At 67.3% G+C, this 12,006-nt stretch carries 11 protein-coding genes; 7 read left to right on the top strand and 4 right to left on the bottom strand.

The window, feature by feature from the left end; genetic code table 11:
- Nucleotides 1-5: 5 nt before the first annotated feature.
- Both AC5Y4F_RS23440 and nicT read right to left on the bottom strand, forming a co-directional pair.
- Nucleotides 6-341, bottom strand: a complete 336-nt coding sequence (locus AC5Y4F_RS23440; protein ID WP_067936062.1) for a hydrogenase maturation nickel metallochaperone HypA — start codon at nt 339-341, stop codon at nt 6-8.
- 102 nt (nt 342-443) lie between these two features.
- The gene (gene nicT / locus AC5Y4F_RS23435; RefSeq protein ID WP_499998973.1) at nt 444-1,556 is read right to left on the bottom strand and encodes a Nickel transporter NicT; all 1,113 of its coding nucleotides are present in this window, start codon (nt 1,554-1,556) and stop codon (nt 444-446) included.
- Nucleotides 1,557-1,714: 158 nt separating this feature from the next.
- On the opposite strand from nicT, the gene AC5Y4F_RS23430 reads away from it, so the two are divergent.
- The gene (locus AC5Y4F_RS23430) at nt 1,715-2,206 is read left to right on the top strand and encodes a Fur family transcriptional regulator (protein WP_499998971.1); all 492 of its coding nucleotides are present in this window, start codon (nt 1,715-1,717) and stop codon (nt 2,204-2,206) included.
- Nucleotides 2,207-2,208: 2 nt separating this feature from the next.
- On the opposite strand, the gene mtr is transcribed toward AC5Y4F_RS23430, so the two are convergent.
- Nucleotides 2,209-3,588: a mycothione reductase gene (gene mtr, locus AC5Y4F_RS23425; RefSeq protein WP_067936057.1), complete on the bottom strand. Its 1,380-nt coding sequence runs from the start codon at nt 3,586-3,588 to the stop codon at nt 2,209-2,211.
- A gap of 4 nt (nt 3,589-3,592) precedes the next feature.
- Nucleotides 3,593-4,606 (bottom strand): alpha/beta hydrolase, encoded by a 1,014-nt coding sequence (locus AC5Y4F_RS23420; RefSeq protein WP_499999049.1) that lies wholly within the window; start codon nt 4,604-4,606, stop codon nt 3,593-3,595.
- 146 nt (nt 4,607-4,752) lie between these two features.
- Here AC5Y4F_RS23420 and mqo point away from each other — a divergent pair, with 146 nt between their 5' ends.
- The 6 genes from mqo to cobA all read left to right on the top strand — a co-directional run bounded on the left by mqo (nt 4,753) and on the right by cobA (nt 11,980).
- Nucleotides 4,753-6,243, top strand: a complete 1,491-nt coding sequence (mqo, locus tag AC5Y4F_RS23415) for a malate dehydrogenase (quinone) (RefSeq protein WP_499998969.1) — start codon at nt 4,753-4,755, stop codon at nt 6,241-6,243.
- Between the two features lie 155 nt (nt 6,244-6,398).
- Complete coding sequence (locus tag AC5Y4F_RS23410) at nt 6,399-6,869, top strand: GNAT family N-acetyltransferase (RefSeq protein WP_067936052.1); 471 nt, start codon at nt 6,399-6,401, stop codon at nt 6,867-6,869.
- Nucleotides 6,866-8,707, top strand: coding sequence for a magnesium chelatase subunit D family protein (locus AC5Y4F_RS23405; RefSeq protein ID WP_499998966.1), 1,842 nt, complete (start codon nt 6,866-6,868; stop codon nt 8,705-8,707). Before AC5Y4F_RS23410 ends, AC5Y4F_RS23405 begins: the two co-directional genes overlap by 4 nt.
- Nucleotides 8,708-8,726: 19 nt before the next feature.
- Complete coding sequence (cobO, locus tag AC5Y4F_RS23400; RefSeq protein WP_067936046.1) at nt 8,727-9,341, top strand: cob(I)yrinic acid a,c-diamide adenosyltransferase; 615 nt, start codon at nt 8,727-8,729, stop codon at nt 9,339-9,341.
- Nucleotides 9,338-10,765, top strand: a complete 1,428-nt coding sequence (locus AC5Y4F_RS23395; RefSeq protein WP_499998964.1) for a cobyrinic acid a,c-diamide synthase CobB — start codon at nt 9,338-9,340, stop codon at nt 10,763-10,765. Before cobO ends, AC5Y4F_RS23395 begins: the two co-directional genes overlap by 4 nt.
- 9 nt (nt 10,766-10,774) lie before the next feature.
- Nucleotides 10,775-11,980, top strand: a complete 1,206-nt coding sequence (cobA, locus tag AC5Y4F_RS23390; protein ID WP_067936039.1) for a uroporphyrinogen-III C-methyltransferase — start codon at nt 10,775-10,777, stop codon at nt 11,978-11,980.
- Nucleotides 11,981-12,006 lie beyond the last annotated feature (26 nt).

The raw sequence follows: 12,006 nt of genomic DNA, 5'->3' as shown, positions 1-12,006 counted from the left end.
GCCTTTCACGAGACATCCAATGATGTCACCAAGAATTCGTTGCCGCGCAGCACCTCGACGTCGGAGCTGTCACACCGGGGACACCAGATCGACCACGGCGAGGTGATGTCGGATTGCCCGCCGCATGCCCGGCACTTGACTTCGGCGCCGACGCACTCGAGTTCCAGTTCGGCGTCCGGCATGTCCTCGGCGTCGCGGACCAGCGTCCAGCAGAAGGACAGCGACTCCGGCACCACCTGCCGAAGGGCGCCCACGCGCACCCGCACCACGTCGACGTGCCGACCGTCGGCGTGATCCTTGACGACACCGGCGATCGCTTCGCACAGCGACAGCTCATGCATTGCCGGTCACCGCCGATCCGTGAGCTGGGCGCAGGCCAACGAGCCCATGAGCACTGTTCTACACCCGAAGGGCGGTTTGTGGTCAGCCCTTTGCCGGCCGGCTCACGCGGTCCACTTTTCTTCGATGCGCCCGTAACGCCACACGAGTAGAGCGACCGCCCACGTCGCGACGAACATGCCGACCACGAAATAGCCGACGGTGTTGAGGTCCAGCCCGCCGATCCAGTTCCAGAACGAGCCTCGCCAGCCGAACTGGTCGGCCAACAGGGCGAGCAGTTCGACGCTGCCGATCACCCACGCGACCGCCACCGACAGCGCTGTGATGGTGATGTTGTAGTAGATCTTGCGCACCGGGTTGGAAAACGCCCAGCCGTAGGCGAAATTCATGAACGAACCGTCGATCGTGTCCAGCAGGCACATGCCGGCGGTGAACAGCACCGGCAGGCAAACGATGGCATACCAGGGCAGCCCGGCGGCGGCGCTGGTGCCGGCCAGCACCAGCAGCGCGATCTCGGTGGCGGTGTCGAACCCGAGCCCGAACAGCAAGCCGACGGGGTAACAGTGCCAGGACCTGGTGATCGACTTCGTGAAGCGGCCGAGCAGTCGGTTCATCAGACCACGGTTGTCCAGATGCCGCTCCAATTCGGCCGCGTCGGTGCCGGGGTCGTATTCGCCCCGGCGTAGCCGCGCCAAGACGCGCAGTATGCCGACCAGAACGATGACGTTGAGAAGCGCGATCGCGTACAGAAACACACCCGAGACACTGGTGCCGATCAGCCCGGTGTAGTGGTGCAGTGTCGAGGAGTCGTCGCTGACCGGTCCGACAACCGTCTTCACCCCGCACGCCAGCAGCACCGCCAGCCCGAAGACCACCGTCGAGTGGCCCAGCGAGAAGAAGAAGCCAACGGCCAGCGGTCGTTGCCCGTCGTTCATCAGCTTTCGAGTGGTGTTGTCGATGGCGGCGATATGGTCGGCGTCGAAGGCATGGCGCATGCCCAGGGTGTAGGCCGTCAATCCGATTCCGACGCCAAAAGCTTTGCCGCCCAGGCTGTATTGGGCCGGTGCGACGAAGACCACCAGGGTGAGCCAGCCGAGCAGGTGCAACGCGACGATCACCGCTAGCATCGATGCAAGTCGGCCCCATTCCGCGGGCGTCAGGGCGCCGAGAGGCCCGGTGGTCCTTGACGGCCGCCAGGCGATCTCGGTACTGGCCACTGGGGTCCTTCCGGCGCGTCCTTGCGGTATCGGCTGAGAACAACCGGCACGACTGTAAGTTCCACGGCTTGCCAGATGCAAGCGAGTCGCAGGAACCGCGGAGTCTAGATTGCGTCGAACACTGGCGATCCGACCGCTTGGGCGCGACACTGAAACGCGTGGCGCCCAAGCCGTCGGCACTGGATGCGTCGGTCACCGAGAGGATCGGCGATTTTCTGCGCGCCCGGGGGCTGCGGCGAATGGCCTCCCGCATCCAGGTGCTGGCGGTGCTCGAACCCGTCAACGGTCACCTCCCGGTCGCCGAGATCTACCGGCGGCTGCGGGAGTGCCTGCCTACCGGGGCCCACGCACCCGACGTGGCGACCGTCTACCGCACCGTGACCACCCTCGTCGATCAGGGTGTGCTGCACGCATTGACACTCGACGGCGGTGTGACTACCTACGGGTTGGCCACTGTGCCGCATCATCACGCGGTGTGTACCAACTGCGGCACCATCATCGAGGTGCCCGCCCGGCAGCTGAGTTCGGCGCTCGAACACGCGATGGCGGGCAGCTCGTTCGCGCTCTCGGAGGCCGCCGGGCTGACGCTGCACGGCCTGTGTCCGCAATGCCAGGACGACAAGTCCGACCGCCGGCCGCGCCGGGGCTGAGGTCAGCGCAGACCCAGTAGCGCGTTCTCCAGCGCTTCGGGCAGCGCCGGATGGATCCAGTACTGTCCGCGAGCCATCTCCGGCGTGGTGAGGCCGAAGCTCATCGCCTGGATCAACGGCTGGATGATGGATGAGGCCTGATGGCCCATGATGTGTGCGCCCAGCAGCCTCCCGGTGCCGCGCTCGGCGACGAGCTTGACGATCCCGGTGGTGTCCTCCGACGCCCAACCGTAGGCGACGTCGCCGTAGTCCTGGATCTTCACCGAAACTTTGAACCCCTTTGCGATGGCTTCGTTTTCGGTCAATCCGACGGAGGCGACCTGTGGATCGGTGAACACCGCCGCGGGCACGTAGCGATGGTCGGTGACGGCCATCGACTCGGTGTCGTCCCAGTCACACAACAGGTTGTGCTGCACGACGCGCGCTTCGTGATTAGCGACGTGCTTGAGCTGATACGGCGACGAGACGTCGCCGAGGGCGAAAACCCCGCGCGCCGTGGTTCGCTGGTACTGATCGACGGCCACCAGGCCGTCCTCGACGGCGACGCCGGCCTGCTCGAGGTCGAGTTGATCCGCGTTGGGCACCCGGCCGGTCGCCACCAGCAGCGCATCGGCGTGCACGGTGCGCCCGTCGTCGAGTTGCACCGCGACGCCCGAACCTTGATTTTCGGCGCCCACGACGTTGCGGTGGGTGTGCAATTCCCATTTGCTCGACGCGATCCGGGTGAAACGTTCGCTGACGACGTCGTCGAGATGCCGCAGCAGTGTGGCGCCCCGGACCACCAGGGTGACGCGCGAGCCCAGGGAGGAGAAGATGTGGGCGAATTCGGCCGCCACGAAACCGCCTCCGACGATCACCAGATGCTCTGGCAGTTCTGGGATGCGCATGATCGTGTCGCTGGTGTGGTACCGGGCGCCGCACTCGAGGATCGCCGGGGGCACCACGGCCCGCGCCCCAGCGGCGATCACCACCTGGTCGGCCGTGAACTCGTCGCCGGCATCGGTGCGCAACAGGTAACGCCCGTCGGATTGGACCCGACCGAACCGGGTGTGTTGCTTGTAAACGTCGACGTTCGGCGCGGCGCTGCGATAGTCCTCACCGCCGACTCCTATCGGATCGATGCGCCCGAAAATGCGCGAGACGATGTCGTCCCAGCGCACCCTGTCGATGTGTGCGTCGATGCCAAAGCGCGCCGCGTCCCGGATCGTCTGGGCGACCTCGGCGGCGTAGACGAACATCTTGGTCGGGATGCACCCGACGTTCAAACAAGTGCCACCGAAGGTGCCCTCTTCGCAGATCGCCACTCGTTTTTCGTCGAAGCGGTCATCGAGAATGCTGTTGCCCGAACCGGTTCCGATGATCGCGAGGTCGTAGGTCTCCAAGCCGTCACCCCTTTCGCAGCGACGCCGAGGCATCATCTTTGGTGCACAGGTAGCCGTCCAGCCACAGATCCAGTTCCCGATAGGCGACTTCGCGCGGCCCGGGCAACGACAAGAACACGTCGTGCTTGGCGTCGGTCACCGGGACGACGGAGGTGCGGTTGCCGATGCAGCCCGCCCAGCGGGCGATCTGGGTGACGTCGAGAACCGCGTCGCCGCACTGCATGGACGCCGGATCGGAGCTCTCGTGCACGCTGTGATCCGATCGCAGGATCAGATTTGGCACGCCGACGTCGAGACCGCGATGCAGGCGGGCCTGGCCGCGGCGGATGGCGTGCAGCCAGCCGAAGGTGATGGGGAACCCGCCCACGGGTTTCCATTGCAGGTTGTAGTCGAATTCGCCGGCATAGGCGCGATGCAAGGTGGTGCCGTAACCACCCTCACCGGGCGAGCGGGCCACGCCCTTGGACCGCACGCGCGACAGGCCGGCGATCAGCGCCACCGTCACGGAATGCCGCAGGATGGGCGGCCCTGGCAGCTCCAAGAACGGGCTGTTGAGCACCAGGCCGCCCACGCGGGCGTGCGCGGTAGGGTCTCGCCGGCGCAACCGGTCCAGCCACAGCGGCACGATGAGCCCGCCCGCGGAATGCGCGTACAGCAGCACCTGGCGGTGTTCCGCGATGCCGGCCAGCGCCTGATCGAGTTCGGTCTCGTAATTCTTGAGGTCGGTGATGAAGTGCGGCGTCTGCCCGTCGCGATGCGATCGCCCGCACTTGTGGAGGTCCAGCGCGTAGAAGGCGAAGCCGCGAGCCGCGAAGTGATCGGCCAGCTCGGTATGGAAGAAGTAGTCGGTGTAGCCGTGCACCGCGAGCACCGCGTGCGTTGCGGGCGCCATTTCGCCGCTCGCCTGCTGCGGTTCGGGTCCGCGCCGTATCAGCGTCGCGACGATGTCGCCCTCACCCGCCGGGTCGGCCCCGAGCGCAATGTTGCGTTGCTGGTAACCGGGGAGGACATCGGGCACCCAGCCGGTCACTTCGGCGGTCACCCTGCCAGTCACGAGGCCAGCTTAGAGCTTTTGCTGGGTGCGGGGCGGCGCACGTGGTTCGCGGCTCGTTGCCTCGGGATAGCCTGGGGATCGGCCCAGTCGAGGGAAGGACCAGCAAGCCGGTGTCATCGCTAGCCAAAGCCACGTCAGCGGACGTCGTGCTGGTAGGCGCGGGCATCATGAGCGCGACGCTGGGAGCCTTGCTGCGCCGGTTGCAGCCGGATTGGTCGATGACCTTCGTGGAGCGTCTGGACGCCGTCGCCGCCGAGAGCAGTAGCCCGTGGAACAACGCGGGCACCGGGCACTCGGCGCTGTGCGAGCTGAACTACACCCCGCAGCGCGCCGACGGCTCGATCGACATCAGCAAAGCGGTGCGCATCAACGAGCAATTCCAGGTGACCCGCCAGTTCTGGGCCTACGCCGTCGAGAACGGGATTTTGACCGACCGACGCTTCGTCACCGCAGTCCCGCATGCGAGCTTCGTGCGTGGCGCGCAGCGGGTCGACTATCTGCGGCGCCGACAGCAGGCATTGGCGCCCAACCCGCTGTTCGCCGGCACTGAGTTGATCGACGACCCGGGCGAGTTCGCCCGCCGGTTACCCTTCATGGCGGCCGGACGTGACTTCTCCGAACCGACGGCGCTCAACTGGGCGCCCAACGGCACCGACGTCGACTTCGGCGCCCTGTCACGACAACTCGTAGGTTTCTGTGTACGCAGCGGCGCGACCGCGCTGTTCGGCCACGAGGTCCGCAACCTGTCAAGGCAGTCCGACGGCACGTGGACGCTATCGATCCGCAACCGGCGCACCGGCGAAAAGCACCGCCTGAACGCTAAATTCGTCTTCGTCGGGGCCGGCGGTGATGCGCTGCCGCTGCTGCAGAAGTCCGGCATCGACGAGGTCAGGGGTTTCGCGGGATTCCCGATCGGCGGTCGGTTCCTGCGCGCCGGCAACGCGGCGCTCACCGCCGCACACCGGGCCAAAGTGTATGGCGTGCCCGCACCGGGTGCCCCCCCGCTAGGGGCGCTGCATCTGGACCTGCGTTACGTCAACGGCAAGCCTTGGCTGGTGTTCGGCCCGTACGCCGGCTGGTCACCGAAGTTCTTGAAACACGGGCACTTCACCGATCTCCCGCGCTCGGTCAAGCCGGACAACCTGGCCTCACTGCTCGGTGTCGGCGTCAGTCAGCTGACGCTGCTCAGATACCTGATCGGCCAGCTGCGGCTGTCCGAACCGGGCCGGCTTCGCATGCTGCGCGAATTCGCTCCGACCGCGGTCGCTCCGGATTGGGAGCTGACGCTGGCCGGCCAGCGCGTGCAGGTGATCCGGCGGGACAAGCGCAAGGGCGGTGTGCTCGACTTCGACACCACCGTGGTGGGCGCCGCCGACGGCAGCATCGCGGGCCTGCTCGGCGGCTCCCCGGGAGCGTCGACGGCGGTGCCTATCATGCTCGGCGTCCTGGAACGCTGCTTTGGCAACCGCTTTGCCTCGTGGCTGCCCGCGCTCAAGGAGATGGTTCCGTCCCTGGGGGCGACGCTGTCGGATGAACCGGCGCTGTACGACGAGGTTTTCTCCTGGGGAACGAAGACGCTGGGGTTGGGCGCCGCCCCATGACACGCGCTGACGACGATGCAGAGCGCAGCGATGAGGAGGAGCGGCGCCAGTGACATGCGCTGACGACGATGCAGAGCGCAGCGATGAGGAGGAGCGGCGCCAGTGACACGCGCTGACGACGATGCAGAGCGCAGCGATGAGGAGGAGCGGCGCCAGTGACAGAAGCACTGCGACGTATTTGGGCCAAAGACCTTGACGCCCGGACACTCTACGAGCTACTCAGGCTCAGGGTGGAGGTTTTCGTTGTCGAACAGGCGATCCCGTATCCGGAGCTGGACGGGCGTGACCTGCTCGCGGAAACCCGGCACTTCTGGCTGGAAACGCCTGCTGGCGAGGTGATTTCGACCCTGCGGCTGATGGAGGAACATGCCGGGGGAGAAAAGGTGTTCCGGATCGGGCGGTTGTGCACCAAGCGCAATTCGCGCGGTCAGGGTCACACCACCCGGCTGCTGCGCGCGGCGCTGGCCGAGGTGGGTGACTACCCGTGCCGGATCAATGCGCAGACCTATCTGGCGGAGATGTACGCCCAGCACGGATTCGTCCGCGACGGAGACGATTTCCTCGACGACGGTGTTCCGCACGTGCCCATGCTGCGGCCCGGTTCGGGTATGGCGGAGACGCCGTGAAGCCCTACCCGTTCAGCGCGATCGTCGGGCACGACCAGCTGCGCCTGGCCCTGCTGCTGTGCGCCGTGCGCCCGGAGATCGGTGGCGCACTCATCCGCGGCGAGAAGGGCACCGCCAAGTCGACCGCCGTGCGTGGCCTGGCGACGTTGCTGTCCGAGGCCACTGGCAGCGACGCCGGCCTGGTCGAAATGCCGCTCGGGGCAACCGAAGACCGGGTGATCGGCTCGCTGGACCTGCAGCGGGTGCTGCGCGACGGCGAGCACGCGTTCTCGCCTGGCCTGCTCGCCCGCGCGCACGGCGGCGTACTCTATGTCGACGAGGTCAACCTGCTGCACGATCACCTGGTCGACGTGCTGCTCGATGCCGCGGCGATGGGGCGGGTGCACATCGAGCGCGACGGTATCTCGCATTCGCACGAGTCCCGATTCGTGTTGATCGGCACCATGAATCCCGAAGAAGGCGAACTGCGTCCGCAGCTGCTGGATCGGTTCGGGCTAACCGTCGACGTCCACGCGTCGCGCGACGTCGAGGTGCGGGTGCAGGTCATCCGGCAGCGGATGGCGTACGAGGCCGACCCGGACGGTTTCGCCGAGCGTTATGCCGACGCCGATGCCGAGCTGGCCCGTCGGATCGCTACGGCACGTGCGCTCCTCGACCGTGTGGTCTTGCCCGACAACGAGTTACGCCGCATCGCGGCGTTGTGTGCGGCGTTCGACGTCGACGGCATGCGCGCCGATCTGGTGGTCGCTCGCACCGCCGTCGCGCACGCGGCTTGGCGCGGCGCCGACAGCGTTGTGGAAGAGGACATCCGGGTGGCCGCCGAACTGGCGCTGCCGCACAGGCGCCGCCGAGATCCCTTCGACGACCCGGGCATCGACCGCGACCAACTGGACGAGGCCCTGGCGCAAGCCGGTTCCGATCCGGACCCCGATCCCGACCCCCCAGGCGGCGGTCAGCGCACCGAGCCGGAACAGGATGCTCCGCAACGCAATTCACCGGAAAACGCCAAGGCGCAGCGGCCTAAGACCCGGCCCAGCGCGCCGCCGTCGAGAACCTTCCGCACCCGCGCGCTTCGCGTTCCGGGTCTGGGGGAGGGGTCGCCCGGACGGCGGTCACGGGCCCGAAACGCGAGCGGCAGCGTGATCGCCGCCGCCGACGCGGACGACACGAGCTGCGCCGGGCACGGGCTGCACCTGTTCGCCACCCTGCTCTCGGCCGCCGAAAGTGCCGGCGCCGGACCGCTACGACCGCAGCCCGACGATGTGCGGCGCGCCGTGCGCGAGGGACGCGAAGGCAATCTGGTGATCTTCGTCGTTGACGCATCGGGTTCGATGGCCGCGCGCGATCGCATGGCGGCGGTAAGCGGCGCCACGCTGTCGCTGCTGCGCGACGCGTATCAGCGTCGCGACAAGGTCGCCGTGATCACCTTCCGCGAACAGCAAGCACGGCTGTTATTGCCGCCGACCTCCTCGGCGCACATCGCCGGGCGGCGACTGGCGCGGTTCGACACCGGCGGAAAGACTCCACTGGCCGAAGGCTTGCTGGCCGCCCGTGAACTCATCGTCCGGGAGAAGGCGCGTGACCGAGCCCGGCGCTCGCTAGTGGTGGTGCTGACCGACGGCCGCGCCACGGCCGGCCCGGATCCGTTGGGCCGCAGCCGTACCGCGGCGGCACGGTTGGTCGCCGAAGGTGCCGCCGCCGTCGTCGTCGACTGTGAAACATCTTTTGTGCGGCTGGGCCTGGCCGAGCAACTGGCCCGCCAACTCGGCGCGCCGGCCATTCGGCTCGAGCAGTTGCACGCGGATTCCTTGACGCGCGCGGTGCGCGACGCGGCGTGAGCGGAAAGGATAAGCGCTGATGCCACAGGGCGTTCCACTGCAAGTTCCCGATGACGGCCTGACTACGCGGGCGCGCCGTCACACGCCGGTACTGGCTGTCCATACCGGCGACGGCAAGGGGAAGTCCACCGCGGCATTCGGAATGGCGTTACGGGCCTGGAATGCCGGGCTGTCGGTGGCGGTGTTCCAATTCGTCAAAAGCGCTAAGTGGAAAGTGGGCGAGGAGGCGGTTTTCGGCCAGCTGGGCCAGTTGCATGACCAGCACCAGATCGGTGGACCCGTCGAATGGCACAAGATGGGTGCGGGCTGGTCCTGGACGCGCAAGGCGGGCAGCGACATCGATCACGCGGCCGCGGCGGCCGATGGATGGACGGAGATCGCGCGCCGGCTGGCCGATCAGCGACACGACTTCTACGTCCTGGACGAGTTCACCTATCCGCTCAAGTGGGGTTGGGTGGACGTCGATGAGGTGGTGCAGCGGCTCACCTCCCGACCCGGTCATCAGCACGTGGTCATCACGGGACGCGACGCGCCGCCGCGTCTGATCGACGCGGCCGACCTGGTGACCGAGATGGCCAAGGTCAAGCATCCGATGGATGTCGGGCGTAAGGGGCAAAAGGGCATCGAGTGGTGAGTGTTCCCGCTGTCGTCATCGCCGCTCCGGCATCAGGTAGCGGAAAGACTACGGTGGCAACGGGTTTGATGGGAGCTCTGCGGCGCGCGGGCCACACCGTGGCGCCGTTCAAGGTCGGCCCGGACTTCATCGATCCCGGCTACCACGGTCTGGCCGCCGGCCGGCTCGGCCGCAACCTCGATCCCATCCTGGTGGGCGAGGACCTGATTGGCCCGCTGTACGCCCACGGTGCAAATGGCGCCGACATTGCGGTGGTCGAAGGGGTGATGGGACTGTTCGACGGCCGGATCGGGCAAACCGCCACGACTCCCGCGCCGGGGTCGACGGCCCACGTCGCCGGCCTGCTGGGCGCGCCCGTGGTCCTGGTCGTCGATGCGCGCGGCCAAGGCCAGAGCATCGCCGCGTTGTTGCATGGCTTTTCGACGTACGACACCGCGACCCGCATCGCCGGTGTGATCCTGAACCGGGTCGGATCGACCCGGCATGAGCAGGTGCTGCGGCAGGCCTGCGAGCAGGCCGGTGTTCCGGTGTTGGGCGCAATCCCGAGACAGGACGAATTAGGGCTGCCGACAAGGTATTTGGGCTTGATCACCGCAGTGGAGTACGGCCAGCGCGCGCGATCGGCGGTGGATGCGATGACCGCCTTGGTCGCTCGACACGTCGATTTGCCGTCCCTGGCCGCGATCGCCGGCAGCCGAATTGCCCAGCCGCCGTGGGATCCCGCGGCGGCGGTCGGCGAGACGCCCGGGGGATGTGCCGGTGTCGCGGTGGCGTCGGGGAAGGCATTCAGTTTCGGCTACGCCGAACACGCGGAGCTGCTGAGGGCCGCGGGCGCCGAGGTCACCGAATTCGATCCGCTCGTTGATGTGTTGCCCGACGGCACCGACGCGGTGTTGCTGCCCGGCGGTTTCCCCGAACAGTTCACCGCGGAGTTGTCGGCCAATGAGATCGTGCGCCGGCAGATCAACGAACTCGCCGCCGCCGGTGCGCCGATACACGCCGAGTGCGCCGGGCTTATCTATCTGGTCTCCGAGCTCGACGGCCATCCGATGTGCGGCGTGCTGGCGGGGCAGGGGCGATTCACGTCGCACCTGGCCCTGGCGTATCGCGATGCCGTCGCCGTGGCGGATTCGTCGTTGTACACCGCCGGCCAGCGTGCGGTGGGGCACGAATTCCACCGCACCACAGTCACATTCACTGAGGACTATCAACCCGCCTGGATGTACCAGGTCCACGACGGCGACCGGGCGGGCGGTTGGGTGCGCGACGGCGTCGTGCACGCCGGAGTGCACGCGTCATATCTGCACACCCATCCGGCCGCCGCGCCGCAGGCGGTGGCGCGCTTCGTCGCATACGCCAGCGCCACTAGATCGATGGTGGCGACCCGCAGCGCCCGGCTTCGCCGCGCTCGCGATCGCCACTAGGCTTGCCGGGTGACCGAGAGCGCCTACCTAGCTGGGCTGCGGCTGGCGGGCAAAAAGGTCGTCGTGGTCGGCGGCGGCACCGTTGCCCAGCGGCGGCTGCCCTTGCTCATCGCCAGCGGCGCCGACGTTCACGTCATCTCCCGTAGCGCCACCAGGTCGGTCGAAGCGATGACGGGAATCACCCTGGCACTACGCGAATACCGCGAAGGCGACCTCGACGGAGCCTGGTACGCGATCGCGGCCACCGACGACGCACAAGTGAACGAGGCCGTGGTCGCCGAGGCCGAAAGCCGCCGCATCTTTTGCGTCCGCGCCGATATCGCGGTCGAGGGGACCGCAGTGACCCCAGCGTCTTTCGACTATGCCGGGTTGTCCGTCGGCGTACTGGCCGGCGGCGACCACCGCCGGTCGGCGGCGATCCGCTCGGCCATCCGCGAGGCGTTGCAGACCGGGCTCATCACGCCCGACAGCCCGGTGGGTTCGGACGCGGTCAAGGGCGGCGTCGCGCTCGTCGGCGGCGGGCCCGGCGACCCCGAACTGATCACCGTGCGCGGCCGGCGGCTGCTGGCCCAGGCCGACGTCGTGGTCGCCGACCGTCTCGCCCCACCGGAGCTGCTGGCCGAGCTGCCCCCACATGTCGAAGTCATCGACGCCGCCAAGATCCCATACGGGCGGGCCATGGCCCAGGACGCCATTAATGACGTCATGATCGAACGCGCCCGCGCCGGCAGCTTCGTGGTGCGTCTCAAAGGCGGCGATCCCTTCGTGTTCGCTCGCGGATATGAAGAAGTGCTGGCGTGCGTCGAGGCCGGAATCTCGGTGACGGTGGTGCCCGGTGTGACAAGTGCCATAGGAGTGCCCGCTTTGGCGGGCGTTCCGGTCACTCACCGCGCGATAAATCATGAGTTCGTGGTGGTCAGCGGCCATCTGCCGCCCGGCCATCCCGAATCGTTAGTGAATTGGGATGCACTGGCCGCAATGTCAGGCACGATTGTTTTGCTGATGGCGGTCGAACGCATCGAACTTTTCGTCGACGCCCTGCTCAAAGGCGGACGACCTGCGGATACTCCGGTGCTGGTGGTTCAGCACGGAACAACTGCCGCTCAACACACTTTGCGGGCTACCCTGGTCGACACGCCGGAGAAGATGAGTGCCGACGGTATCCGACCTCCCGCGATCATCGTGATCGGTGCTGTGGCGGCCTTCGGGCTTTAAACGGTTCTTAAGATTACTGTAAGGTA

The sequence above is a fragment of the Mycobacterium sp. NGS56 genome, from assembly GCF_059812425.1.
Note: the sequence above shows the minus strand (reverse complement) of the source record. Positions and strands in the feature narration are given on the sequence as shown.